Genomic DNA, 23738 nt, shown 5'->3' on the forward strand with positions numbered 1-23738 from the left:
GGTTCTTTTTAGTATTTATGCAGTACCGATGCAACAAACTTGCAAAATCATGCAACAAAACGCAATACAGTGGGATTGCCGTAACTATGCTTGTAATATGAGTTGTGAGAGGAGGGGCAAACACATGAAAGTCATTTTTGAAGAGGACACGACAGTTGAAAAAAGGTTAGCCAAGGTCATAACCCATCCTGCGGAGAAGTCGAAGTGGGACCGTATTCAGAAGGCAATCTGTGAATCGGAAACTCAATTAACGGTCATCCATGCCAAGAATAATCGCAATATACAGATCCAGTTGAGCTCGGTGGTTGCCTTTGAATCAGAGGATCGGATGTGCTGTGTCCGGGTGATCTCAGGTGAGAGGTACTTGCTTCATAAACGTCTGAAATTTGTAGAAGAGGATCTGGATGACCTTCATTTTGTAAAAATAAATAATCAAACGATCATCAATACGCGGTACATCACCGCATTCTCTGCAACAGACCAAGCTCGAATTAAGGTAGACCTGAGCGATAGCTCCAGTTACTTCGTAAGCCGATTTTATATTAAAAACTTTAGGGGGAAATTATCATGATTACTCAACTTAGAAATTCTTTTTTTCAAGTATTCACTATAATGATGCTATGGATCACACTCTTGGCTACAATATTCTTTGGTGATCTGCCCATTCAGATGTCCTATTTAAGGAACATAGCGGGTATTGCTTTTATTGCAGCTTTGTTGTTTGGAATGATGTATAACATACTGTGGAACTATTTTACGTTAAAACCGGTATGGAATATCGTCATTTCTTCCACATTCAATATTGCAGGAGGTATGGCGATGATATGGTTATTCTCGGTAGACATGTTCCAATTCATCGCTCCCTGGTTCCCCGGCATGTGGTTATTATCTATCGTGCTACACGTCATCGCTTTTTATTTTTATGCTAGAATAGATAGCAGGAAAAAAGCGGAAGAGTTAAATAACATTCTCAAGTAGGTAGGGAGTACACGTATGAACGAGGAAGAACTGTTGCAGTTGTACGGATTGGAACCTGATGAGGTAAACCGGGAGGCCATCCGACAGCTGCTTCAGCAAGAGATTGAGAACCGGAAGTCAGAGGATAACGAGGTTCTGAGACTGTTGTGCATCATGTTATTCTGTATTGGAAATGTGGAGGACACCAGGCTGATCTGGCAAGCCAAACGAAAGAATCAGGATACGGGCAGTTATATTGATGTGCAATTATTATGTGGTGCAGGGTATGAGGAGACATTGTTTTACCTGGAAAATAATATGGACGGGGAACAGGCGCACAAGGAGTTGCTTTACCTTAAACAGTGCGAGCCGTATGACTTTGTTGATTTCTCCAACGCGGAATGGGTCTCAAACTATAAACAATATTATGGTGTTTAATATATGAACATACGGGATGAGGTAATTCATAGGCATGGAATAAACGAGCAAACAGACATACTGGAAGGAGGGGGGCTATGCCAAGTTTGCATGACAACATCATATTAAGCTACGAAGTTGATTTAGAGAACAAAAGGATCAGGATGCGTACTCGTTCAAGTCATGATGTGCCGAAAAATATGGATGTTTTATTCTCTGGTGTTATGGCTCATATGTTTGATACACCGCTGCATGGCAGCATTATTTTGGATCTGGATGAGTGGGATATAGAGCATTTTATCCATTATAATCGAGAGTTGTTAGAATCGGGGATGGGTCAAGGGTGGCCTGTCAGTTATGATTCCTATGATGAATTGCAAATCCACCTGATCGAGGAGAAATACAAGTACATGGTGATCTCATCCTCGTATGGATTGAGTGGTTGGGTTTTGGCAAAGAACGTAGAAATATCGGTTATTGAAACGGGGTGAACGGGATGGAGCGTGAATACACACAGCATGGTGGCAAGAAGGGCGCAGGACTAAGAACGGGCATTGTTGTTCTTGTTGTTCTGCTCGTTATTCTAGTCATGACCAATCCAAACGAAGAAGATTTTGTTGCGTGGCTCGCAAGTGAACATGACATCCATGCTTCGTATGATGTGAATGATGGCAGGACGTTTACGCAGACGATCGACGGTGAGGAAAAGAAGCTTCACTATAAAGGCGGACATATAGGGCATATAGGGATTTTTTCAACATACAGTTACCGTTTTGCGGATAATGAAGAAAAAGAGATCCAGATTGAAGCGGTCGGTATAATGAATATGTTATTTGATAGATAGGTAGATTGATTGTGGACAGTTACAAAAGTTGAGTGAAAGTTCTGCTGATAACCACGCGCTTTGCATGATGTAACTCGTGCAGAGAAGCGTGTTTTTTTGCGTATAAAGCGATAGAAACAGAGATGGTTAACTTCGTTTATTCGCAAATTCCACATTATGGGTTATGATGTACCTTGAGAGAAAATTTTACATACATAGGAAGTCTCTATTTTAAATTAAAGGCATTTAAGGTCTTTACGAGGGGAGTATTATCCATGATTGAATGGAGGGCTGACTATGAAAAAGTTAAACGTAGTTTCATTATTATTACTACTTCTGGTGGCCTGTCAGAACCAGGAAAACACTGAAGATGCACAACAATCAATAGATTCCTTGGCTCAAAGTGTCACAGCAAAAGAGACACAACAGGATGAAGAAATATCGACATCCCATGAGAAGGAAGACATCCCACCAGAGTATCTCGATGAAACAAACTATACCGGTGACAAATTGGAAATCGTCAAACTTATGAATGCCCGTATACGTTATTTATACGAAAAGGATGAAATAGCATATATGAGTTTGATTGATCCTGAATCTCCTATATCAGGTATGGGAAGATACAAAGTTCTAAAGGTTACTTCCATGAGCGATATCACTATACAGGAGCAAAGGAAACTCTATCAGGCAGTGGTGATAGTTAATGAGTTAAATGAGAACGACGAAGAGTATAGCAATACGATGGTGTTTTGGAAAAAGAAAGAAGATGGCGATAACGCGCAATGGATTTTTGCAGACATTGATTAAGCACAGTAGAACACTGTCTTGATCATGGAGCTGAAAATTTTATACAACCTAAAGGATGATGTAATGATGGATAGGCGATTAATACTCATTGAAGGGTTACCGGGTTCAGGCAAGTCGACGGTTGCCAATATGGTATCCGAAATTTTGATAGAACAAGGCAAGACGGTACAACTATTTCAAGAAGGGGACTTGGATCACCCTGCTGATTACGAAGGCGTATCTTTTTATTATGCTGGAGACTTCGAGGCTTTATTGAAAACACATGAAGAATACAGAGAGATTTTGGAAAGCAATGCGATTGTCCATGATCAAGGTTTCCTGATTCCTTATCGTAAGATGAAAGAACAGTGGGGAATAGATTTGCCCGATCACATTGTACAGGATATTTTCAGCCGAGATATTTACGAAATTCCTTTTGAGCAAAATGTTAAGCTGATCACCGAGAAGTGGCAAGATTTCGCCCAAAACGTGTTAAGCACGAATGATGACTGCATCACGATATTTGAGTGTTGTTTTATCCAGAATCCACTAACTATGGGTCTTGTAAAATGCAATCAATCCAAAGAGCAGAACGTGCAGTATGTATTGGAACTGGGGCGTATCATTCATGATCTGAATCCGCTTCTCATCTATATCGACCAGAAAGATATATCCTATACATTTGATAAGGCAGTTAGTGAAAGACCAAAAGAATGGTCAGAAGGTTTTATTGACTACTATACGAATCAGGGTCTTGGGCAAGCACAGGGTTATAAGGGTATTGAAGGTACGGTACAGGTTTTGCAGGAAAGAAAGAATTTAGAGTCCAAAATCTATGGGTTACTTCAGATGGATAAGGTCTGGCTGGATAATTCGGATTATGACCGCGAGGCTTGTAGGCGCAAACTAGAAAAGATTTTGCAGTAACCTTAATGAAATACGAATACATACCGGAGGTCAGTTTTATGACATTTTATGGAGTAGCCTTAATTGCAACAACCGCAATCTTAATTATTATAGGTGTTCGAAGCAAACGGAAAGTAATTCTTAGATGGGGCATAGCCAGTTTAATTTTATTGCTCGTACTCATCATTCCCTCATTCATCATGGGATTCATGGACGGATTTGCTGATGGATGGTCAGCGAGATGACCACTGCAGATAACAATAATGTATCGTATGAACAAAATAACAACAAATTCAACTTCCGTGTGGCAGGTATTGTGATGGATGCGGGAAGAGTTCTTTTGCATACGACTGAACAGGATGATTTCTGGAATCTGCCCGGAGGTCGGGTGAAATTAAACGAGACAACAGAAGCGGCTATTGTACGAGAAATGATGGAGGAACTGGGTGTTCATGTAGAAGCAGAAAGGCTCGCATATGTTAGTGAAGATTTCTTTGAATATGATGGCCTGAAGTATCATGAAGTTGGCTTTTATTATCTCATCACATTGCCGGAAGCCCATAAGCTATATAGTGAAACTGAATTCAAAGGTTTAGAAGATAACGGTAAGTTAACTTTCCAATGGTTTTCCTTGGACGAACTGGAGCGGATGGAAGTATATCCTGTGTTTTTGAAAAAGGAACTGACTAACCTTCTTGATGCAAAAGGCATCAAACACTTCATTCAGAAATAGAGGAATAGGTGCCTATGGACATTACATTTATTCGTCATGGTCATGGCGAACACTTGATGGATTATCCAAACCAATTAAATTGTCTGCATCCTGGCCTCACTGAATTGGGAGAAAGTCAAGTCATAGCGTTGCGTAAACAAGTGGTTTTTGCGCCTGAAGACGTCATTTTGGTTAGTCCAACGAAACGTACTATTGAAACAGCACAACTCCTAACCACTAACAAAAATCTTGTATTCTTCAGCCCGCTGGTTGGCCCAAGAATGTTTCCTCAGAATCCAGAGTTTGTTCCTTTCATCTGTGATCAGATCTATTCCAAGGAAGAGCTCAGTCGTCAGTATACTGACATAAGAATGCTTAATTTGGGGTTGGATTGTTGGGAAGAAAGTATTAATCAGATGGATGCAGATCGGTTCCAGATATTAGCTGAACAGCTTCTTGAGTGGTGCAGGCAACAGAGCGGCAATACGTTTATCATTTCACATGATGGTACGATATCGAACTACAGGATGTTACTCGGAGAAAAAGAGTTAACCAAAAGTGATTTTCTTGGTGAAGCAGAGCAGTACACGATCAGGAACTTTTAACGATCTAAGGAGATTCCGTCAATCTCTTTTACTACACATTAGACAAGGAATCTGCTTTATAAGCGACTATAACTGCACTTAGGGGGACTTTCAAATGAAGTTATCGGATTATGAATATTTAACTTTGGCTCTGGAAGAAGCAGAACAATCACTTATTGAAGGAACGTATCCGATTGGTGCGATAATCGTGGATGTGGATGGGATTGTCGTGAGTAAAGGCAGGAACCGAGTTTTCTCGGATTGCGACCCCACCGCACATGCTGAGGTGGATGCCATTCGTCGGGCAGGAAAACATTTGCTGGATGTAGAGAAGAAGAAATTCTCGAAGAAGAAAGACTTGACGCTTTATACTACCTGTGAGCCTTGTCCCATGTGTTCGTGCACCATATTAATGTCGGGGATTAAGAAGATTGTATGGGCAGCAGATGATGAAGAATATGGAGGGCTTCGACGTTTCAAGGAAGGGCCTCATTTTATCCATATGTTTGACACGTTATCCTGTGTTGCAGCACCCTATCTTGATCTGGAAAACAGACAGAGGGCTTTGCTTGCCAAATGGAATATTGGTAGAGGTGTGCTCAATACAGAGTGGGAGATTCCTAAACAATGAAATCTGTTCCGTTCTCTATACTTATAGCCAGTGTCATTTTAGGTATTTCGTTTATTATTGGCTGTATATTGCTAACGACTCAGGAGAGAAATAGTGAACTGACTCAGGCAGCAGAGCAAAAAGTACCTAATGATAAAGCATTAATGACGATTCAAGAAACTGCCGAGTATCTAAGTATGACTGAAGAACAGGTGATGAGTATTATTAAGGCTGAGCAAGGGAGTTTTACGGTGTCAGGTTTCTTTGATGGGAGAATGTTTCCGTTCATTAAGGTTCAGGATAATTTTTTTGTTAGTAGAGTGGAGTTGGATTTGTGGGTTCAGGAAGCAGCTACAAGTCACAGAAGGTATATTAATGGGCAAATGCAGTAGTCTATGGGAACGATGGCATAATCCAAAGGAGATGAATTCATATGGAATTCGTGGGAGAGAAAGTAAGAATAACAACAGTCACAGAGCAGGACCTCGACTTCATATGTCAACTTGAATGTGACGCAAACATATGGAGCTTTGAGGAAACTGTTGAGACGGATGAGGAGAAGGTTCGCGAGAAATATCGCAGCCATTTTGCTCTCGCAGATGAGAAACCATATGCCTATGATTTCGTTATACGCCGCATAAATGATCCGGAAGATACCCCCATTGGTATAGTTCAGATGTGGAGTTATGTGGATTACCGAAAAAGCTGGGAACTTGGATTCGCTGTACTTTCAGAATACGCAGGCAACGGATATGGGAGCGAGGCTACCCGTCTTTTGTTACGATTTGCGTTTCAAGAGTTACAAGCTCATAAGGTCGTCGGCATGTGCAATTCACAAAACGTTCGCTCAGCCGCACTGATGCAGCATGTGGGTATGACACGGGAGGCCATCTTCCAGGAAGAGCTATGGTGGAACAATCAGTGGACCGACCAGTACTTTTTCTCGATTTTGGATAGAGAATTTAAGTCAGTCTAATAGGTACGGGAGGAAATAAGATGACTACGTTGGTTCTGTTAAGTGATTTGCTCTTCGAGTCTAATGATAAATTGGATCAGAGAATACGAAGCTTATTCAACAGTGAACAGCCTTCCATCGGATATATCCCTTCGTGCTCTGACCCGGAGCGGAAATATTATGAACATACTAAACGTTATTATAATCAAATAGGAATAGATAACCTGCAATATTATGATCTTGATCTGGAGTATGAGGAGAGCACATTTGGTGCTATTTTCGAATGTGATGCGATTCATCTATCCGGCGGAAATACGTTTTATTTTCTAAGTTTATTACAGAAGAGAAATATGGTTGGTTTGCTACGTTCGTATGTGAAGAGTGGCGGCATTCTGATTGGGGTCAGCGCAGGCAGTGTTCTGACTACACCTACGATAGAGATAGCTGGGTATGGGGAAGATGCAGATGAAAATAAAGTGGGTTTGAATGATATAAAAGCGCTGGGGCTCGTTGATTTTGAGATTGCACCGCACTGGGATGGTTCGGAAGATACCCTGAATTCATTAAGAGAGTATACGCGCGTTAACCGTACGGCGGTTTATGCGTGCCAAGATGGTGGCGGGCTTGTAATGGATGGTGAAAGCATAGAGTTGTATGGACATGTGCGTCTCTTAGATTACAGAGAGAGTGGGTCTGGTCATGAGTAATATTACGGTCTATCATTATGATGCTTTCTCTACCGTTCCGGGTCAAGGTAACCCGGCAGGAGTGGTTTTTGATGCTGATCATTTCAGTGAGACGGAGATGCAGCAGATCGCTTATAAGGTTGGTTTTAATGAGACGGTATTTGTGTTGAACTCTGAAGTAGCTGACGTCAGACTACGTTATTTTACACCGGGGAATGAGATTAATCTGTGTGGTCATGCCACAATGGCATCACTGTATGGTTTGAAGACGCGTGGGATGTTGAGTGACAAAGAGTTAATCACGATTGAAACCAATGTAGGTACATTACCCATACGATTTGAGCGCAATGCCGACACCATTTACATGGAAATGAAACAGGATCAGCCGCAGTTTATACCATTCCAGGGGGATATCGAGAAGCTGGTAAGCGCCATCAATCTCACTCTGGATGATGTTGACCTTTCTACGCCAATCGTTTATGGAAGTACAGGAGCCTGGACGTTATTAATCCCGATTCGTGAACTGAACTCCTTTATGAAAATGAAACCGGATTCTTCCCTGTTCCCAGGAATTTTAATTGAGAATCCCAAAGCTTCCCTGCATCCCTTTTGTTTCGAAACCCGTGATTTCGATGCGATGATGCATGCCAGACATTTTTCATCACCATACTCTGGTACGACGGAAGATCCAGTGACTGGAACAGCCTCCGGGGTGATGGGTGCTTATTATTTAACCTATGTGAAACCGGAGATTGATGAGGTACAGTTTGTGGTAGAGCAAGGGCATGAGATTGGTAGAGATGGAAAGGTTCAAGTGAGTGTGATTCGGGATGGTGAGGATATGGATGTCAGAATGAAGGGGACAGCTGTTTTTGTGCGTGAACTGAACGTTGAATTGGACACCTGATCTTCTACATAAAGGAGAGACTGTTATTGAATGAAAAGACTGTTTTAGATAGCGTTACTCGTGTCTTGAAAGAAGAATTAACGGATGCCTTGGTGGGAATATATTTACACGGTTCCATGGCCATGGGATGCTTTCATCCAAATCAGAGTGATATCGATATATTGGTCGTTAGCCGGGAAAAGCGATCTGCCGACACTTATCGAAGGATAGCAAAAAAGCTAATGCATATTGAAGATGAGATGCACATTACGAAAGGTTTTGAACTCAGTATTGTACTGGAATCTACGATTGTAAGTATGGCATACCCTACTCCTTTCGAATTTCATTATTCTGCCTATCACCGGGAGAAATATCGAACGGATGAGCAATATCTCTGTGGTGGATATGAAGATCCGGATCTGGTAGCACATATGGCTGTCATCTATGATCGAGGTATTGTGCTGGATGGTAAACCCATTAAGGATCTGTTCCAACCGGAAAATCGTGAACATATGATTGCCTCAATTACATCGGACGTGAGTTCAGCTATGGAAGAAATTGCGGACAACCCAGTCTACTATGTATTGAGTCTATCCCGGGTTCTTTTGTACGTGAAAGATTCAGTCATTCATTCCAAGCGAGAAGCAGGAGAATGGGCACTTACAAACCTTCCCACTAAATACAAGGAAGTCATCTCACAATGTCTTGCAAAGTACAATGGTGATTTGGAGAATGTGAATTTGAGTGAAGCCTTACTTCGGGAGTATGCGAAATATATGTTGAATCAGATCCAATTGAAGGGAGATTAACATTTTGCAAATTTTTGATATTCGGCAGAAGCCGGAGGTGTTGCAAGAAGCAGTACAGTATTTCTGGAAACAATGGGGCTCGGAATCAAGCTTCCATTTCTATCGGGATTGTATAGACCGTTCTGTGGATACAGAGAGTGATGTACCAAGATTTTATGTGATGTTGGACGGAGACCGAATTATCGGTGGGTGCGCTTTGTTGCGAAGTGATCTGAATAGCAGGCAGGATCTTTTTCCCTGGTTTGCGTGTCTTCATGTTGATCCAGAATATCGGGGCCAGAATCTGGGTGGACAACTTCAGACCCATGCGATGAATGAGGTGAAAGCAAAAGGGTATGACAAGCTGTATTTGTGTACTGATCTGACTGATTATTATGAAAAAAATAACTGGGCCTATATCGGTAAAGGATATTTGCTTGATGATGAAGAGACAAGAATCTATGAATATAAGATTTAATGAAATCATTTCTCATTATTTCGAAGATATCGAGTATACCTTGAGAGCCGTTCCATTTGGCTTGACGAATACGACCAAAATCCTTGAAATACAAGAACAGAGGTTTATCGTTCGTATCTATAATAGACATCTCAAAACGATCGATGGTATTGAACTGGAATGTAAAGTGACAGCTTTCCTTGAAAGCACTCATTCTTCGTTTCAGATCCCACTTTTTCATAGTGCTATAGATGGCCGACACTATTTATTATTAGAAAATGGGACGCTTGCGGCTATTACTACCTTTCTAGAAGGTACTGTACCCCAATTGTCTAGCGTAGACAAATCTAAGAAGTTTGGGCAGCTGGTGGGTGAGTTTTCGACACGAATGCAAGGGTTCCCAATAGGCAAGCAAGTTTACAGGGGAATTTCATTTACTAAAGTGTACGAAATTCATCCGTTAGCTAATCGTCAATCGATTAAAGTTTTTTATGAAAATCTACCTTTTGAATTATCAGTTTCAAAGGTTACCTTTTATCAGAAAATGATCAAAGAAATTATGAGTTCTAATCTGCAGTTAGAGATATTACCACAACAGTTGGTTCATCATGATTTGTTGATTTATAATTTGCTGGCTCAGAATGAGGAGATCACTGGTGTACTGGATTTTGATTTTATTGGTATGGATGCTGCGTTTATGGAATTCACAATTAGCTTTAACCATGTGGTTCAGGAATCCCAAGGATCAATGGAAATGATTGAGTCCTTTCTTCAAGGATATGGAAGTGAACGCAAGCATTCAGCGCTTGAGTTTAGTTACTTACCTTTACTTACAAAAATCTATTATATAGCAGTACTTCATTTCTATATTGGTCAGTATTATGCCGGAGCAACGATTGAACACAACTTCACATTTATGATTGAACAGTTTGAGAGGAACATGAATTGGCTGGAAAAGCATAATCTTAGGATTCAAGAGTTGCTTAATATATACTTGGTTTGATTACACGCTTGATGTAATAATTCCTGAGCTGTCGTTATAGGAGGAATGAACCTATGATTACCCAGATTAATAAACATGATTTCCACAAAGTAAAACATCTCACGGACTCGTGTCAGAATATTGAAGTCAAGGCGGTGGCGTCTGGCTTGAACCCGGGACGGATCTATGTAGATGATGCAGAGAATATCACAGCAGCTCTAATTTGGGTACATGGACAATCTGGTTTTCAGTTGATCGGCGACTCTCGAAGTGAGCCCTTTCTGAATGAATTGAAAGAGTACATGCGGGAACGTATTGAACCTGAGTTATTGGACTTACATATGCATGCTGTTGAAATTGGTGTGGTGGACGAAGCCTGGGAAGATGTTCTTCGGCACATCTCCGGGAAAAGAGATATCTCCAGTGATATTCAGCATGTATTCAAGTTGAATCCAAATTCGATAAGTCAGCAAGCACCTCTCGACATATGTGCTTCACAGGACGAGAAAGTCAGAATTCTCAGGATAGATGAAGTACTATTAGGAGAGAAAAGATATAACAATTCTCCATTCCTGAAAGATAAAATCTCTCACTTTTGGAAGACAATAGATGATTTTTTACAACATGGCTTTGGCTATATTGCAGTGCATAACGATGATATCGCGAGTGTTTGCTTTTCGGCATTTATCGTAGATCAGACACATGCGGTTGATATTGAAACGGTTGAAGTCTACAGAAGAAGGAATTATGGTGCGATGGTGGCAAAAGCTTTTGTGGAAGAATGCAGTCGTGTAGGTATACATCCGTATTGGGATTGTTCACCGGACAATGCAGGCTCAATTCGTCTGGCACAAGATGTGGGGATGTCACTCGATTTTAACTATAGAGTTTACTGGTATGATCTATCCACATAGATGGGTATGAAGGAGGATGTGCTGTGAGCGAATCATTACAGGATCAGATTCACTTTCTCATTGAGATTGATAAACTCAAAACGATTGAACGAAAGACGAGAATTATGCACGGTGAGAGACTTGAAAATGATGCGGAGCATTCCTGGCATCTGGCGATGATGGCCTTGGTTTTGCAGAGTCATGCCAACAAGGATGTGGATATCCTCAAAGTCATTAAGATGCTTCTCGTTCATGATCTGGTCGAGATTGATGCCGGAGATACGTTCGCTTATGATACGGTGGGACACACGGATAAATATGATCGTGAACTCAAAGCAGCTCATCGGCTGTTTGGTATATTGCCTAAGGAACAGGCGGAAGAACTACTCTATTTATGGTTAGAGTTTGAAGCAAAGCAGACGCCTGAAGCACAATTTGCCTCATCTCTGGATCGGTTGCAGCCTCTGATCCATAATCATCAGAATGAGGGAGATACGTGGCAGAAATATAACATTACAAGTGATCAGGTATTAAACAGAAACCGTGAGATTGCGAACGGTTCCGAAACATTGTGGGAGTATGCGCAGCAGCTTATTCAGAAATCCGTAGATCAGGGAATCTTGACCAAATCATAAGGGTAGGTTTCACGTATGCACTTTGAAGATGGGGGAGAAGCATGAATGGGGTATATCATGGAGCTAAGAAAACTGGTGGGCCCGCGTCCTCTAATTATGGCGGGCTCATGTGTACTCGTGTTCAACGAGGAAGGTCACCTGTTGCTACAAAAACGTACAGATAGCTTGGATTGGGGGACACTTGGGGGATCCATGGAACCCGGGGAGTCTTTGGAGGAAACAGCTGCGCGGGAATTGTATGAAGAGGCCGGACTGAGAGCGGAATCATTCAAACTCATTAGCATTTTTTCAGGTGAGGACATGTACTATCAGTACCCACATGGTGATGAAGTTTACAACGTCATGGCTGTTTATGAAGCTTCAGGTATCAAGGGCAGCCCAACCATTTTGGATGATGAAGGGCTGGAACTCCGATATTTTGATCTGAATCAGCCGATCCCTGAGATCAATCCGTTTACGGAATATGTGTTGAAGAAGGCAGGATATATTAGAACTAACTAGTAAGAGGAGGGTATGTTATGACGCAGGACTTCTATTGTGATGAGGTGCTGAGTGGTAAAACGCAAGTCAAAGTTGTCATGGAAACAAATAACGTTATGGCTTATCACCATACCCGACCATACTACGAACACCATATCGTGGTGATTCCCAAGATTCATATTCAGTCCTTCATTTCAGAAGAGGAAGAGAATAATGATGAACTACTCTTAGAAATGATGCGTGTCATTAAAAAGATTGCTGCTGACTTGTTAGCTCAGACAGGCTCGTCGAAGATTATAACTAACTTGGGCAGTTATCAAGACTCGAAGCATCAGCATTGGCATATAGTCAGTGGTGAGCGAACTTAGGAAACTGTATACCGGATTACAAAACTTCCACCTTTCACATACGGATGTGGAAGTTTTTTCGTTTTGAACCACTAAACATACCAAACAACTCTTACATCTACCCAAAAATGAACTAAGGAAAAATATGCTAGAATAGGGAGTGAACATTTAAAAGGGTCAATTAGGAGGAATAATAATGATGGTTGGTTCTATAGTTACGATATTTGCAATGTTGATTAATGTGTTGTTATATGGACTGGGCGTGTATGCGCTGATCCTGTTTATTAAGCTAGCCCGACGTGGGATTCAGGCACTGGATATCTACCTGTATGAGAAACGGGGAGAGCGTTTTTAACGTTCACCATCTCACACTCGAACAGAATTATCATTTTTCTCTCAGTGTTTTATCTTTCCTGATCTAGTATGATTAACGCATCAATCCAGTAAAGAGAGGGTTAATGACATGGATGCTTTTTTAGAGCAAATTAACGAGTTAAACGAGCTTCAGAAAGACTTGGTTAGCCTACATCCTTTGTTTGCAGAACATTATCCAGTGGTTGTAGCCTATGAAGCTTTATTATATATCTATGATTATTCGTCCAAAACGCAGCAATATGAGTGGGTGAAGACGGTACCGGACGATTTATATATTCCAGATGAATGCCTTGCTGCGATGCCGGTGCATCATATGAACGGACGAATGTGTGCGATTGTAACGGATACAGCGTTCAAAGATCTGGAGCAGAAAGTTTATCTGTTCCACGAATATGTTCATTGTTATGTATATGAGAAATATGATGAACGGATCGTGAACCGTCTTCAGATTAAACATAAAATGGACCAACTGAAGCGTGTGACATGGGAACTGGATTATGAATTTCCGTATGAAGATGAAATCGTTGTGGAACGGATTAACTCATTGTTGTCTGCTTTGAAGAGTAAAGACCTGACACAAGTACAGACAGCTAGAAAGGCGTTGTTCACTTCATTAAATGAAGAACAAGCCGAGTACTGGAGCTGGTTAGAGTGGAACGAGGGTTACGCGCGTTATATTGAGAATCTGATTCGGGCAAAATTCGGGCAGGAGAGCAATCATTTTGGAGATACAGCTCCGTTTAATCGTCTAGTATTCTATGAATGTGGGTCGGAATACATTAGTCTGCTTGTGAAGGAGCACCCGGAGTACCATACGGATCTGGAGCAGCTGTTTGACCGCATGCAAGTGGAGAGAATTCAGGGATAATCACGCATCTACGGTGAAAAAAGGTGGAACATCGAAGTCTCACTATTCCAGTGATCTGCGTTGCACCAGTAGGTTATATCGTTTCTTTTTACTAAGTATAGTAGAATACTTCCCGATAAAAGGAGATTAACTCTATGCCGTTACCTATGGTTCATCTCAATATCGCTAATCTGATTGCAGACTCGCTGCAAATGCAGGCTGATCGAGGTTCATTCTATCTGGGGAACATCGCCCCAGATTCCATACATATGCGCGAAGGTACAACCAGAGATGATAAGGAATACACCCATTTTAACCCGAAAGATGATGGAGATTATGTTGGTGAACTGAAGGATCTCTACTCAAGCTATATGCAACAACTTACCGATGAAGGATGGAAGTGCTTTGTGCGAGGATACTTTATGCATGTGCTAACAGACTATTACTGGTTCCGTAGTGTGCATCCCGAATTCGTCGAACGGGTCAACAAGGTAGACCATCATACAGGCAGTAGCAGATCGAAGGATGAACTAGCGCGTTTATATTACCAGGAGACGGACCAGATCGATTTTAATCTCTATCAAGGTTCAAGTTGGAGCGAAGAAGTATGGCAGGTGCTCAACAGCTCACCGGGTTATGACATGACGGACCGTTTAACTGCTGATGAGATTGTGCGCTGGCGGGACCACACGTTTTCTTTTCTTAATGGGGAAGAACCGGGAATTACTCCTGAGTTCATCACGGGTGAGAGAGTTCAAGTATTTGTGGAAGAGACCGTAGAGCGACTGATCTCTATGTTGTCTTCATGGGACCCGGAGTTACGTAACTTGATATGAATATAGATAGTTAGTGCAGTTGAGTCATTTCATTATATACTGTATTTATTACTTCTCTACTCATTACTAGTTTATTTAATACTAAGTAAGGGAGGCACGCAGTATGGTGAAATATGTAGGAGTGTTGCTCGTATTTGTCCTTGCCACGTTCATTGCAGGGTGCAGTCAACCGAATGAATCGAACGCGGAAGAAGGGCTTCCTGTACTGATCACTTTAACGTGTAATCCCAACCTTGCCTCGGAACCATGCCAAGATGTTGAGTTTGATCGACCTGACGAGATTCGAATCATGATGGATGCAATACATAAGGCAGAGCGTATGCCGGGTATTATTGATTATGGTACGCAGTACAAGATGAGCATAACAAATGCGGACAGCTCGATAACACGGTATGATTTTTCACTAGGAATGGATCCCAAGATGCAAGGCTTGTTAGTAAACGAGGAAGACACGCATACTGGATATAGCATTCCTCTTGAGGATGCGAATCAACTAAGAAGACTGATTCAGCGACGTATAGATTAAGAAGGTATATGGGACGGAGAAGAACCTGTGGATGACAAAATTACCATTGAACCTTTGACGCGATCGGATGCAGATGGAGTGTATCAGGTGTTCGAGACAACCATTCCCGCAGCATTTGATCAGGAGGGAATAGGCTCGCTTCTAGATGATATTCAGGATGAAATAACACAGAAAAAAGCGATGGTTCACAAGGCATTGCAAGCAAAGGACAATATAGATGCAAGTGTATTTTTCCTCGTCGCCAAAAGGGGAGATGTTATTGTAGGCACAATCTCGTATGGACCGTGTGGTAAGGAGATTCGAGAATGTACAGAGGGCCGGCTGAACGATATCGGAGAACTGGGTAGCCTGTATGTGTTGCCCGAGGTTCAAGGACAGGGGGTTGGTTCGGCGCTCATTCTTGCACTGGTTACTGAACTGCAACGGCTGGGAATTCAGCAATTCTGCCTGGATAGCGGTTACCAGATCGCACAGAAGAAGTGGCAACGCAAATTCGGTGAACCCTATGTGGTGGCGAACAACTATTGGGGAGAAGGAACAGATCATAGGGTTTGGCTGTGTGAAGTACAGGATTTTATAGTAAAATGAAATGAACAAAAGAGATGACGACCTGTATTGTATAGGGGTCATCTCTTTATCTTTTTGCATCGATCGTGGACGATTGTTCGTACATTGTATCATGTGTGTTTTTATGTACCCGAGGAAAAAAGGAGTGAACATATGTCAATACAGTGGAATACACCCAAACAACGGCTGTCCCCTCATGCGGTAAACTTGTGGAGAATTAGCGCCATCATATGGAATGTAATAGGTTTCCTGATCCTTGCCGTACTGTTAATACTCGACTCCATCTATGGATGGAAGACGTGGATTGGTTGGATTTTGTGGGGCGTTACGGGCATATCGGTGCTCTATGCGGTGTGGGATATTTTCATCCAGCCTTCATGGTTATACAAGCATTGGTACTATGATGTGAATGAGGAGTTCCTGCAACTGAAGCGCGGGGCGCTAACCAAGGTACATCAGATCATCCCCATGGCGAAAGTGCAATCGGTTACAACAAATCAGGGACCTTTAATGCGAAAATACGGACTCTATTCCGTATCGGTTGGCACGATGGGTTCATCGCATGAAATCCCGGCATTGCCAGAGGAAGTTGCACTTGCACTCCGTCATCAGATTGCGTCCTATGCGCGAATTAATGAGGTGGATGAATGATCGATATGAAGCGACATCATCCATTAACCATGCTGTGGAGCTTGTGGAAACGGGTAAAGAATTGGTTCGCTATTGTCCTTTTTTTGTTTGTTTTCCGTCAGGGCTCGGAGTCCCAATGGATATTCTATGGAAGAATCGCTTTTTATGTAGGTGTCTCCATTAGCATCCTGTCCATGATCCTGAAGTGGTTCACCTCGCGTTATGCAGCAGACGATACAGCCTTTCATATCTATAGTGGTGTGTTTAACCGTACCCGAAGAACGATACCTTATACGAAGGTCCAGAATGTGAATCGTCATACAACGTTGTTTCATCGGTTATTCAGGGTGACGTCGATTCGATTCGAGACCGGAATTAAGGGAGAAGATGCTACCTTTCAGTTACACGTTGTATCACTTTCCGAAGCGGAACAGCTGGAGAAGATTGTAGCAGGTCATATGGCTGAAGAAGCAGAAACAGCAGGAGCAACAGAGGAACATGATACGTTGGATGCAGTTCAGGTTATGGAAGAGGGAGAGGCGCAATCCGAACCTGTTATAACGGATGAAGTCATGTCTCTACCTGCAAAAGAAAAACAGGAACGGGTTGTTCATTATCATTCCACCCGCAAGGACATATTCAAAGCATCCTTTACCTCGCTTAGTTTTCTCGTACTGATTCCGGTCCTGGCTACGCTCTATTCCTGGGTGAAGGACTTCTTCCCTGATGAAGAAGTAACGGAAAGTTTGTTATTAACCTGGCTTGATTCCTGGTGGATTGCCGGTTTGATGATTTTAGTTTTATTGATTATATCTATTGCTCTGGGCATAGTCAGAACCTTTGTAAAGTATGGCAATTTCCAGATCACCTCGGATGCCAAACGGATCTATATCTCGAAGGGCATGATGGAGCAAACGTCATTTTCAATCTTGAAAGAGCGAGTCCAGGCCGTGAAAATTACACAGTCACCGATGAAAAGGCTGCTTGGATTAGCGGAAGTAGAACTGACCACTGCAGGTAGTCTGGGGGAATCCGAGCAGGAGGTGAACTCGCTCTATCCTTTCTTGCCTGTGAAGCAAGCCTATACCCTGATTGAGGAGATCCTGCCATCCTATCGGGTTACGCAGGAGATGGAAAAACTTCCACGAATATCACTATGGCTGCGCCTGCTCAAACCAAGCTGGGGGTGGATCATAATTACGGGTTTATTGTGGTATTTCAAACCAGTGGTGTTTGGGCAGAAACATGCCTGGTGGATGATTTCCGCGATTCTGCTCGTGTGGATTGCAACATGCAGAGTGATGGACTTTTTCCATACCCGATACATTCTGCATCAGAATTTCATTCAACTTCGAACCGGTGCGCTCACTTCAACCCTCTTCATCTCCAAACGTGAGAAAGTCATCGAAGTGCAGATCACCCGTAATGTGTTACAGCGTTGGTTCGGTCTGGCTTCCATTCATACGGTAAACCGCGCCAAACCAGTACTGCATCATCGGGCACATGACATTTCCCTGGATACGGCGAAATCATTTCAATCTTGGTACATGGGACGTACCCAAGATGTTCAGACCCGTTAATTGCAAGAGCAAGTGCAGGAAGACCACATCAGGTTATTCTGTGCTTGCTCTTTTTAATTGAAGACAGAGGAGGAAGAAAAATTTGATTAGAGCTGTATTCTTTGATGTAGACGGTACATTGCTGAGCGAAATAGATCGGAGTTTATCACCGCGTACAGCTGAGTCAATCCGGAAATTGATTCGTAAAGGCGTTCAAGTTGTACTCGTCACAGGCAGGCCCTATAATTTATGCGAAGAATTCAGAAATCTCGGAATCGATACAATCATTTCGGCTAATGGGGCATTGATCAAAGCAGGTGATGAAGTGATACATAAGTCTGTACTTTCAGCACAGATGTTTAGAGCATTCAGTGAGTTTGCCGAGTTGCAGGGGCACAGTATTTCATATTTTACAGAATCATTTGAGACGAACGGGTTGTGTACAACAGATGGTCGTGTTACTGACGCTTTAAGAGATACGCTTGGACTTATGGATTCCCCACAGAAAATCAGCACGTTGGAACAGGACGTATATTGCATTTGCTTATATGCGGATGAAGCGGAGACGGAGAAATTCCAATCCAGATTTCCTTCCTTACGATTCGTGAGATTCCATCCGTATGTAGTGAATGTGCTGGAAGCGAGCGAAGTCAGCAAATCTATAGCCGCAGAGAAAGTTCTCGACTACCTGAAGATATCCAGAGAGGATACAATGGCCTTTGGCGATGGGGAGAATGACGTGGATCTGCTAGTGTATGCGGGAATCGGAATTGCGATGGGAAATGGCGGAGAACGGATTAAACAAAGCGCTGATTATGTCACCCTGCGGGCAAGTGAAGATGGGGTCTTCCATGCATTGAAGCAATTTAAGATTTTATGAGAATGGATCGGCTAAAAAGATGAAGGATATCCAAATTGTGGATTTTCATGTAGAATGATATAGCACGTATTAAGCCCTAAAGCATAGGGTGTTGATCGAAGGGTGACTTATGAAAAAGGTTGTTATCGTAATCCTGTCTCTTGTCGTACTTGTTGGTGTATCCTCTTCCGCTTATGCTCATCCAGGCAGACTGGATAAGAACGGTGGACATAACTGTTCAGCCAAATCCAAACAAAAGGGTCTGTGCACAGGTTATCACTATCACAAAAAGAAAAAATGAGAATGAGCTGTACAAGATAAACCCGGCCATCGTTCAATATATGGTTGGGTTTGCATGTGTAGCATTGATTTAGAATGATGGAGGCGGTTACACCATGCAGATACAGGAGATATCGGTGTGGAATCATGACGATTTAGTGGCGATGCTGGTCGAAAGCTCCAGTGAGGGGTTCAGACATATCGAGCGATTAATCCATGAATATGAGACAGGAATCAATACATTCGAGCAAGAAGATGAAGCGCTTTTTGAATGCAGAGTGCACGATAAGGTGGTTGGGATCTGTGGTCTGAACAGAGATCCTTATTCTGAAGGGACTGATACCGGAAGAATTCGCAGGCTTTATGTGATGAGAGAATTTCGAAGACATGGGGTTGGGCGCAGGCTGATGGATGCGGTTATTCAAAAAGCGGAAAATCATTACGCTCGACTGGTTCTGTACACGGATCAACCGGTTGCCGGCTCTTTTTATCGCGACTTGGGATTTAGAGAAGTGAAGAGTATGGAGAAGATAACGCATGTACTGGAATTGGGGGAGAAGGAAGATGGATCATATTAAAGCCGTTATTTTTGATTTGGACAATACAATTCTGAACAGAACGATGACCTTTGACGGCTTCACGCAGAGTTTGATTAAAACCTATTTTGGTCACCTTGAGTCAACCGAAGATATAAGCAAACGAATTATTGAACTCGACCAGGATGGTTATAAGGACAAACCCCTTCTGTTCAACGAGTTGTTGAATGAACTGCCTTGGGCAGAGCATCCACCACATGCAGAACTGATGGAGTTCTATGGCAGAGAGTATGTGCGAAGTTCAGTTCTGATGGAACAGGCGCGAGAAGTCGTTCAGCATCTGCGGGGGAAATACCAAACCGGGTTAATTACCAATGGGCAGACCGATATTCAGTATGGAAAAATCGATCAACTCGGTATCCGGGAGGATTACGACCATATTATTGTTTCAGAGGAGGCTGGAGTCAAAAAGCCCGATCCACGCATATTTCAGCTTGCGCTAGATCATTTCGGTCTAAGCCCTGAGCAATGCATCTACATTGGCGATCATCCGGTGAACGATATTGAGGGAGCGGCAAGCGTAGGCATGAGCACCATCTGGATGAAGGTCAACCAGCCGTGGCAGGACAGGATTACGACTAGTCCTTTACATACGATTAAGCATCTAAGTGAGCTGAAGAAACTGCTTTAGAAGACGGTTATATAAACAAGTGAATTCCTATAATCACAGTCTGGAAAGCGAGGAACATATGGAAATTAGACAGATGGCTACAGCGTTTTTGAGCAATGGCTCAGACATGCTGATGATGAAGAAGGCGGGTAGCAGATTGTTTGATTTTGAATTCTGGGGTGGCATTGGCGGACATCTGGAACAAGGGGAACTGAACGTACCCATGAGCGCCAGTTATCGGGAGATTGAAGAAGAGACCGGGTTCACGCAAGAGGATGTCGAACACTTTCGGCTTCGATATATTCTGTTGGAAGTTAACGGTGGTGAGATTTGGCAGCAGTTTGTATATTTCGGAGAGACGACGCATCGACATTTTGTGCCCTCGGATGAAGGCGAGTTATTCTGGATACCACTGGATGAGGTGTTGGACTTACATTCGTCTATTCTGATCAAAGCAACGCTTAGGCACTATTTACAACACCCAGGAGCAGAAGACATCTGGATTGGCAACGTTCAGAGCGGAACAGACCTAAAGAACACTCCACAGGTAATATGGAACAGAATGCAGGAAACGATATCGTTTGAGCCAAAGGGGGTAAATCGATAATGTTGAAATATAGAATGGAAAGAAAAAAATTGAGATGGATAAATTACCTGTTGATCACTGTACTGATTGCTATCATTCTTCCGAGTAGTCATGTAGAGGCAGGCAGCACGATTACAGTGAAAACGAAGGTCCAATATTACAAAGGACAGCCATACATACATCTAACAGGTGGAAATAAATCTGTGACGGATAAGCTGAACAAGACATTTAAACTCCACGCAGTGAAAGCAGCTCGCCTGGACAAAGAAGAAAAGAAATCAAACAAAAAATATTTCTACATCACCATGGCCAGTGTAAAATACAATGCAAAAGAAAAGTTATCTGTGGTATATGAAGATCATGTGTACACTGGCGGAGCACATGGAATGGATGCGACAAAATCATATAACTATGATTTAAGAACGGGAAAAGAACTGAAGCTAAGCGAGTATGTCAAAGACGATACTCAGATGGAGAAGGTAGAGAAATCAATCTCCAACAGTCTATTAGCCATGTATAATGCAGGAGTTTCTATTTTTGAAGAAAATATTTATGATTTTCAGCTTGATCAAACATCTGAATTCTTTTTATATGACAAAGGTATCGTCATCCGATTCCACCCTTATGAGGTTGCACCCTACGCTAAAGGGTTTGTAGATATCAAAGTCCCGTTCAGTAAATTCAACCAATAGATTGTTTGTAATAAAAGGCATGATCCAGTTCAATGAGGTCATGTCTTTTTCTATATATACAATCATTCAAAATACTCTAAATAATTTCAATAACTTCGGCTTCTATGTTTCTACATACCGTGTAAATAGCTTAACCCATTCCAAGAAGGAGGTTTTGTTATGAAACGTATGGAAACATGTTTCAGGCTGACCGTAGCAGAGTGTAAATGCTATGGCAGCCTGAACGAGCGAACCGGTTTAATTTAGCATAGGGCAGAGGCGGTAGTTATGGGTTGGTAGAAGAAACTGATTTCATAAAACTACGCTGTAATAATTCGATCTTTCGTTTGTCTGTTCCGATGTTCTATAGCCTCCTCATAATCCCCGATCAGTGTATCAAAAATATGCTCCCACGACCGCTGTTCAGCCAGCTTTCTGCCTTCCAGTCCCATTATCCTCAATTGGTTCACGTGATTTCCCCAGAGACATATCTCCCGAATCAGTGCATCAGCCTGACCTGGCTCGAATAACACACCATTGCGGTGAGGGGATATCAGATCCTTTACACCTCCAGCATTGGCCGCCACCACAGGGAGTCCTGAAGCCATCGCTTCCAGTACCACATTGCCAAATGTCTCCGTAGAGGAAGGAAACACAAACAGATCTGCCGAAGCATACATAACAGCAAGTTCTTCGCCATGCATATAACCTGTAAAGGTGACATTGGGTGGGGATTGCAGACGCATTTTCGGGAGAGATGGGCCGTCGCCAACGATGATCCAGTGTACACGGGACTGCATTTCCTGGGGCAACTGCTGCATGGTAGTCGTGAGTGTAGCGATATCTTTTTCCGGGGCAATGCGTCCAACGTAGAGTAGAATAAGGGGAGCGGTGATGTGGTATCGTTCACGGATATCCGATCTGCGTTTATCAGGGGAGTACAGGTTGCAATCAATCCCGCGAGACCAAAGTTTCAGACGCTGAATGCCTTGGGTTTGCAGGGTGTTTAACGTTTCCTGCGATGGAGTTAGGGTTGCATCACAGGCACGGTGGAACCACTGGATATATTTCCAGTAGAGAGGAATCATACTTTTCAACCGGTAGTATTCGAGATAACGATCGAAGTGGGTATGGTAGGAGACAACATGGGGAAGATGGTGTTTGAGCGCATACCTCAGACCAAGCAACCCCATATTAAAAGGCGTGGCGATATGCAGCAGATCGGGTTGAAAGGTTTGTAGCTGCTTGTGCGTGTCTGCTCTGTTGGGTAGAGCAATGCGGCATTCGGGATACAGAAAAAAAGGGATGTTGGCAACCGATCGGACTTGAGTCTCATGGCTTCCTTCAATGACGTAGTTCGGAGTAAACAGCAGATGTTCAATTCTTCTGCGGTTCAGATGGTTACTCAAGCGGTGGAGCGTGCCAGCAACACCATTGGTTTCCGGAAGATAGGTGTCTGTGAACAAGGCCAGGCGCATCATTACCCCTCCCAAGACTCGTGATGCCAAGATCATAACAGCGGAATATTTTCCAGAGGTCAAGTGCATGTTAACTTGACGATATTCCCTGTAAAATGACTTCGGCACGAACATGTAAACTTCCATAAGTTCAACTTATATAGCGTATTCTGATATGATGTAATAACGTGTCGGCGTAGTTGAACTTGAAATTTACACGAAACGGAGAGGGCAGAAAAAAACTGAAGAAGCGGAGCTAAAAGCTTTCTGCAAGAAAGCTGCTTCGGAAGCTTACACTTCGCCTTTATCACCGGATTTTACCCTTTAATAAAGGGATTGAAAAAATCTGGGGATAACAGCGATCGGAAGTTTATTCTGACCGCGTAGTGGTCCAGTGTAAAAAACACGTTCAAACTATTTAGACAGAGAGATACAG

At 42.6% G+C, this 23738-nt stretch carries 36 protein-coding genes; 35 read left to right on the forward strand and 1 reads right to left on the reverse strand.

Going from position 1 to position 23738, the window contains the following annotated elements; genetic code table 11:
* Positions 1 to 124: 124 nt before the first annotated feature.
* The 35 genes from AC1DE7_RS01490 (at position 125) to AC1DE7_RS01660 (ending at position 21866) form a co-directional block, all read left to right on the forward strand.
* Positions 125 to 571, forward strand: coding sequence for a LytTR family DNA-binding domain-containing protein (locus AC1DE7_RS01490; protein ID WP_047842163.1), 447 nt, complete (start codon positions 125 to 127; stop codon positions 569 to 571).
* Positions 568 to 978, forward strand: a complete 411-nt coding sequence (locus tag AC1DE7_RS01495; RefSeq protein ID WP_477533594.1) for a hypothetical protein — start codon at positions 568 to 570, stop codon at positions 976 to 978. Before AC1DE7_RS01490 ends, AC1DE7_RS01495 begins: the two co-directional genes overlap by 4 nt.
* 15 nt (positions 979 to 993) lie before the next feature.
* On the forward strand, positions 994 to 1395 hold the full coding sequence (locus AC1DE7_RS01500) for a hypothetical protein (protein WP_127544700.1): 402 nt from the start codon (positions 994 to 996) through the stop codon (positions 1393 to 1395).
* Between the two features lie 77 nt (positions 1396 to 1472).
* Positions 1473 to 1865: a hypothetical protein gene (locus AC1DE7_RS01505; protein ID WP_340983071.1), complete on the forward strand. Its 393-nt coding sequence runs from the start codon at positions 1473 to 1475 to the stop codon at positions 1863 to 1865.
* Positions 1866 to 1870: 5 nt separating this feature from the next.
* On the forward strand, positions 1871 to 2218 hold the full coding sequence (locus tag AC1DE7_RS01510) for a hypothetical protein (protein ID WP_127544694.1): 348 nt from the start codon (positions 1871 to 1873) through the stop codon (positions 2216 to 2218).
* A gap of 276 nt (positions 2219 to 2494) precedes the next feature.
* The gene (locus AC1DE7_RS01515; RefSeq protein ID WP_036610394.1) at positions 2495 to 3004 is read left to right on the forward strand and encodes a hypothetical protein; all 510 of its coding nucleotides are present in this window, start codon (positions 2495 to 2497) and stop codon (positions 3002 to 3004) included.
* Between the two features lie 66 nt (positions 3005 to 3070).
* Entirely contained in the window at positions 3071 to 3910 is an 840-nt protein-coding gene (locus tag AC1DE7_RS01520; protein ID WP_253506780.1) for an adenylyl-sulfate kinase, read from the forward strand.
* Between the two features lie 38 nt (positions 3911 to 3948).
* Entirely contained in the window at positions 3949 to 4134 is a 186-nt protein-coding gene (locus AC1DE7_RS01525) for a hypothetical protein (protein ID WP_036610391.1), read from the forward strand.
* Positions 4131 to 4622 carry an NUDIX hydrolase gene (locus AC1DE7_RS01530; RefSeq protein WP_340903068.1) on the forward strand — a complete coding sequence of 164 codons (492 nt, stop codon included), beginning with the start codon at positions 4131 to 4133 and terminating at the stop codon, positions 4620 to 4622. Before AC1DE7_RS01525 ends, AC1DE7_RS01530 begins: the two co-directional genes overlap by 4 nt.
* A 14-nt stretch (positions 4623 to 4636) precedes the next feature.
* Complete coding sequence (locus AC1DE7_RS01535; protein WP_127544685.1) at positions 4637 to 5206, forward strand: phosphoglycerate mutase family protein; 570 nt, start codon at positions 4637 to 4639, stop codon at positions 5204 to 5206.
* 94 nt (positions 5207 to 5300) lie between these two features.
* Positions 5301 to 5816, forward strand: a complete 516-nt coding sequence (locus tag AC1DE7_RS01540) for a nucleoside deaminase (protein ID WP_036610381.1) — start codon at positions 5301 to 5303, stop codon at positions 5814 to 5816.
* Positions 5813 to 6187, forward strand: coding sequence for a hypothetical protein (locus tag AC1DE7_RS01545; RefSeq protein ID WP_340903071.1), 375 nt, complete (start codon positions 5813 to 5815; stop codon positions 6185 to 6187). The genes AC1DE7_RS01540 and AC1DE7_RS01545 overlap by 4 nt, the downstream gene beginning before the upstream one ends.
* Positions 6188 to 6228: 41 nt before the next feature.
* Positions 6229 to 6771: a GNAT family N-acetyltransferase gene (locus AC1DE7_RS01550; RefSeq protein ID WP_477533595.1), complete on the forward strand. Its 543-nt coding sequence runs from the start codon at positions 6229 to 6231 to the stop codon at positions 6769 to 6771.
* A 20-nt stretch (positions 6772 to 6791) separates the two neighbouring features.
* On the forward strand, positions 6792 to 7457 hold the full coding sequence (locus tag AC1DE7_RS01555) for a Type 1 glutamine amidotransferase-like domain-containing protein (RefSeq protein WP_477533596.1): 666 nt from the start codon (positions 6792 to 6794) through the stop codon (positions 7455 to 7457).
* Entirely contained in the window at positions 7450 to 8343 is an 894-nt protein-coding gene (locus tag AC1DE7_RS01560; RefSeq protein ID WP_477533597.1) for a PhzF family phenazine biosynthesis protein, read from the forward strand. The genes AC1DE7_RS01555 and AC1DE7_RS01560 overlap by 8 nt, the downstream gene beginning before the upstream one ends.
* 26 nt (positions 8344 to 8369) lie before the next feature.
* On the forward strand, positions 8370 to 9131 hold the full coding sequence (locus tag AC1DE7_RS01565) for an aminoglycoside adenylyltransferase domain-containing protein (RefSeq protein WP_477533598.1): 762 nt from the start codon (positions 8370 to 8372) through the stop codon (positions 9129 to 9131).
* A gap of 4 nt (positions 9132 to 9135) precedes the next feature.
* Positions 9136 to 9588, forward strand: coding sequence for a GNAT family N-acetyltransferase (locus tag AC1DE7_RS01570; protein WP_477533599.1), 453 nt, complete (start codon positions 9136 to 9138; stop codon positions 9586 to 9588).
* Positions 9551 to 10570: a phosphotransferase gene (locus AC1DE7_RS01575; protein WP_477533600.1), complete on the forward strand. Its 1020-nt coding sequence runs from the start codon at positions 9551 to 9553 to the stop codon at positions 10568 to 10570. Before AC1DE7_RS01570 ends, AC1DE7_RS01575 begins: the two co-directional genes overlap by 38 nt.
* Positions 10571 to 10623: 53 nt before the next feature.
* Positions 10624 to 11463, forward strand: a complete 840-nt coding sequence (locus AC1DE7_RS01580) for a GNAT family N-acetyltransferase (protein WP_340903081.1) — start codon at positions 10624 to 10626, stop codon at positions 11461 to 11463.
* A 23-nt stretch (positions 11464 to 11486) separates the two neighbouring features.
* Entirely contained in the window at positions 11487 to 12077 is a 591-nt protein-coding gene (locus AC1DE7_RS01585) for an HD domain-containing protein (RefSeq protein WP_127544656.1), read from the forward strand.
* Positions 12078 to 12134: 57 nt separating this feature from the next.
* Complete coding sequence (locus AC1DE7_RS01590; RefSeq protein ID WP_390925994.1) at positions 12135 to 12578, forward strand: NUDIX hydrolase; 444 nt, start codon at positions 12135 to 12137, stop codon at positions 12576 to 12578.
* A 17-nt stretch (positions 12579 to 12595) separates the two neighbouring features.
* Complete coding sequence (locus AC1DE7_RS01595) at positions 12596 to 12925, forward strand: HIT domain-containing protein (protein WP_127544653.1); 330 nt, start codon at positions 12596 to 12598, stop codon at positions 12923 to 12925.
* Positions 12926 to 13103: 178 nt separating this feature from the next.
* Positions 13104 to 13259 (forward strand): hypothetical protein, encoded by a 156-nt coding sequence (locus AC1DE7_RS01600; protein WP_164783126.1) that lies wholly within the window; start codon positions 13104 to 13106, stop codon positions 13257 to 13259.
* A gap of 108 nt (positions 13260 to 13367) precedes the next feature.
* Complete coding sequence (locus tag AC1DE7_RS01605; protein WP_340032269.1) at positions 13368 to 14147, forward strand: hypothetical protein; 780 nt, start codon at positions 13368 to 13370, stop codon at positions 14145 to 14147.
* A 134-nt stretch (positions 14148 to 14281) separates the two neighbouring features.
* Positions 14282 to 14962 (forward strand): zinc dependent phospholipase C family protein, encoded by a 681-nt coding sequence (locus AC1DE7_RS01610; RefSeq protein ID WP_282318855.1) that lies wholly within the window; start codon positions 14282 to 14284, stop codon positions 14960 to 14962.
* Between the two features lie 103 nt (positions 14963 to 15065).
* Positions 15066 to 15488: a YhfM domain-containing protein gene (locus AC1DE7_RS01615; RefSeq protein WP_282318854.1), complete on the forward strand. Its 423-nt coding sequence runs from the start codon at positions 15066 to 15068 to the stop codon at positions 15486 to 15488.
* Between the two features lie 27 nt (positions 15489 to 15515).
* Positions 15516 to 16076: a GNAT family N-acetyltransferase gene (locus tag AC1DE7_RS01620; protein ID WP_477533601.1), complete on the forward strand. Its 561-nt coding sequence runs from the start codon at positions 15516 to 15518 to the stop codon at positions 16074 to 16076.
* A 132-nt stretch (positions 16077 to 16208) separates the two neighbouring features.
* A complete protein-coding gene (locus AC1DE7_RS01625) occupies positions 16209 to 16706 on the forward strand; it encodes a PH domain-containing protein (RefSeq protein WP_477533602.1) in 498 nt (165 codons plus the stop codon).
* A complete protein-coding gene (locus AC1DE7_RS01630) occupies positions 16703 to 18265 on the forward strand; it encodes a PH domain-containing protein (RefSeq protein WP_282318851.1) in 1563 nt (520 codons plus the stop codon). Before AC1DE7_RS01625 ends, AC1DE7_RS01630 begins: the two co-directional genes overlap by 4 nt.
* 82 nt (positions 18266 to 18347) lie before the next feature.
* On the forward strand, positions 18348 to 19124 hold the full coding sequence (locus AC1DE7_RS01635; RefSeq protein WP_477533603.1) for a Cof-type HAD-IIB family hydrolase: 777 nt from the start codon (positions 18348 to 18350) through the stop codon (positions 19122 to 19124).
* Between the two features lie 109 nt (positions 19125 to 19233).
* Positions 19234 to 19404, forward strand: a complete 171-nt coding sequence (locus AC1DE7_RS01640; RefSeq protein WP_094030640.1) for a YHYH domain-containing protein — start codon at positions 19234 to 19236, stop codon at positions 19402 to 19404.
* A gap of 94 nt (positions 19405 to 19498) precedes the next feature.
* Entirely contained in the window at positions 19499 to 19960 is a 462-nt protein-coding gene (locus AC1DE7_RS01645; protein ID WP_477533604.1) for a GNAT family N-acetyltransferase, read from the forward strand.
* A complete protein-coding gene (locus AC1DE7_RS01650; RefSeq protein WP_477533605.1) occupies positions 19947 to 20609 on the forward strand; it encodes an HAD family hydrolase in 663 nt (220 codons plus the stop codon). Before AC1DE7_RS01645 ends, AC1DE7_RS01650 begins: the two co-directional genes overlap by 14 nt.
* Positions 20610 to 20628: 19 nt before the next feature.
* Positions 20629 to 21195 carry an NUDIX domain-containing protein gene (locus AC1DE7_RS01655; RefSeq protein WP_477533606.1) on the forward strand — a complete coding sequence of 189 codons (567 nt, stop codon included), beginning with the start codon at positions 20629 to 20631 and terminating at the stop codon, positions 21193 to 21195.
* A gap of 14 nt (positions 21196 to 21209) precedes the next feature.
* Positions 21210 to 21866 (forward strand): DUF3298 and DUF4163 domain-containing protein, encoded by a 657-nt coding sequence (locus tag AC1DE7_RS01660; protein WP_164783125.1) that lies wholly within the window; start codon positions 21210 to 21212, stop codon positions 21864 to 21866.
* A gap of 299 nt (positions 21867 to 22165) precedes the next feature.
* Here AC1DE7_RS01660 and AC1DE7_RS01665 read toward each other — a convergent pair whose 3' ends face one another.
* Complete coding sequence (locus tag AC1DE7_RS01665) at positions 22166 to 23323, reverse strand: glycosyltransferase family 4 protein (protein ID WP_477533607.1); 1158 nt, start codon at positions 23321 to 23323, stop codon at positions 22166 to 22168.
* Positions 23324 to 23738: the final 415 nt, after the last annotated feature.

It is taken from the genome of Paenibacillus sp. 10L310, assembly GCF_056395745.1.

Coding starts and splice junctions, on each gene's coding strand:
- AC1DE7_RS01650 (WP_477533605.1), top strand. CDS start 19,947: ATGGATCATATTAAAGCCGTTATTTTTGATTTGGACAATACAATTCTG.
- AC1DE7_RS01545 (WP_340903071.1), top strand. CDS start 5,813: ATGAAATCTGTTCCGTTCTCTATACTTATAGCCAGTGTCATTTTAGGT.
- AC1DE7_RS01560 (WP_477533597.1), top strand. CDS start 7,450: ATGAGTAATATTACGGTCTATCATTATGATGCTTTCTCTACCGTTCCG.
- AC1DE7_RS01505 (WP_340983071.1), top strand. CDS start 1,473: ATGCCAAGTTTGCATGACAACATCATATTAAGCTACGAAGTTGATTTA.
- AC1DE7_RS01630 (WP_282318851.1), top strand. CDS start 16,703: ATGATCGATATGAAGCGACATCATCCATTAACCATGCTGTGGAGCTTG.
- AC1DE7_RS01540 (WP_036610381.1), top strand. CDS start 5,301: ATGAAGTTATCGGATTATGAATATTTAACTTTGGCTCTGGAAGAAGCA.
- AC1DE7_RS01605 (WP_340032269.1), top strand. CDS start 13,368: ATGGATGCTTTTTTAGAGCAAATTAACGAGTTAAACGAGCTTCAGAAA.
- AC1DE7_RS01600 (WP_164783126.1), top strand. CDS start 13,104: ATGGTTGGTTCTATAGTTACGATATTTGCAATGTTGATTAATGTGTTG.
- AC1DE7_RS01490 (WP_047842163.1), top strand. CDS start 125: ATGAAAGTCATTTTTGAAGAGGACACGACAGTTGAAAAAAGGTTAGCC.
- AC1DE7_RS01580 (WP_340903081.1), top strand. CDS start 10,624: ATGATTACCCAGATTAATAAACATGATTTCCACAAAGTAAAACATCTC.
- AC1DE7_RS01515 (WP_036610394.1), top strand. CDS start 2,495: ATGAAAAAGTTAAACGTAGTTTCATTATTATTACTACTTCTGGTGGCC.
- AC1DE7_RS01590 (WP_390925994.1), top strand. CDS start 12,135: ATGGAGCTAAGAAAACTGGTGGGCCCGCGTCCTCTAATTATGGCGGGC.
- AC1DE7_RS01550 (WP_477533595.1), top strand. CDS start 6,229: ATGGAATTCGTGGGAGAGAAAGTAAGAATAACAACAGTCACAGAGCAG.
- AC1DE7_RS01595 (WP_127544653.1), top strand. CDS start 12,596: ATGACGCAGGACTTCTATTGTGATGAGGTGCTGAGTGGTAAAACGCAA.
- AC1DE7_RS01665 (WP_477533607.1), bottom strand. CDS start 23,323: ATGCGCCTGGCCTTGTTCACAGACACCTATCTTCCGGAAACCAATGGT.
- AC1DE7_RS01500 (WP_127544700.1), top strand. CDS start 994: ATGAACGAGGAAGAACTGTTGCAGTTGTACGGATTGGAACCTGATGAG.
- AC1DE7_RS01575 (WP_477533600.1), top strand. CDS start 9,551: ATGATGAAGAGACAAGAATCTATGAATATAAGATTTAATGAAATCATT.
- AC1DE7_RS01530 (WP_340903068.1), top strand. CDS start 4,131: ATGACCACTGCAGATAACAATAATGTATCGTATGAACAAAATAACAAC.
- AC1DE7_RS01520 (WP_253506780.1), top strand. CDS start 3,071: ATGGATAGGCGATTAATACTCATTGAAGGGTTACCGGGTTCAGGCAAG.
- AC1DE7_RS01510 (WP_127544694.1), top strand. CDS start 1,871: ATGGAGCGTGAATACACACAGCATGGTGGCAAGAAGGGCGCAGGACTA.
- AC1DE7_RS01525 (WP_036610391.1), top strand. CDS start 3,949: ATGACATTTTATGGAGTAGCCTTAATTGCAACAACCGCAATCTTAATT.
- AC1DE7_RS01615 (WP_282318854.1), top strand. CDS start 15,066: ATGGTGAAATATGTAGGAGTGTTGCTCGTATTTGTCCTTGCCACGTTC.
- AC1DE7_RS01535 (WP_127544685.1), top strand. CDS start 4,637: ATGGACATTACATTTATTCGTCATGGTCATGGCGAACACTTGATGGAT.
- AC1DE7_RS01640 (WP_094030640.1), top strand. CDS start 19,234: ATGAAAAAGGTTGTTATCGTAATCCTGTCTCTTGTCGTACTTGTTGGT.
- AC1DE7_RS01610 (WP_282318855.1), top strand. CDS start 14,282: ATGCCGTTACCTATGGTTCATCTCAATATCGCTAATCTGATTGCAGAC.
- AC1DE7_RS01495 (WP_477533594.1), top strand. CDS start 568: ATGATTACTCAACTTAGAAATTCTTTTTTTCAAGTATTCACTATAATG.
- AC1DE7_RS01645 (WP_477533604.1), top strand. CDS start 19,499: ATGCAGATACAGGAGATATCGGTGTGGAATCATGACGATTTAGTGGCG.
- AC1DE7_RS01625 (WP_477533602.1), top strand. CDS start 16,209: ATGTCAATACAGTGGAATACACCCAAACAACGGCTGTCCCCTCATGCG.
- AC1DE7_RS01660 (WP_164783125.1), top strand. CDS start 21,210: ATGGAAAGAAAAAAATTGAGATGGATAAATTACCTGTTGATCACTGTA.
- AC1DE7_RS01555 (WP_477533596.1), top strand. CDS start 6,792: ATGACTACGTTGGTTCTGTTAAGTGATTTGCTCTTCGAGTCTAATGAT.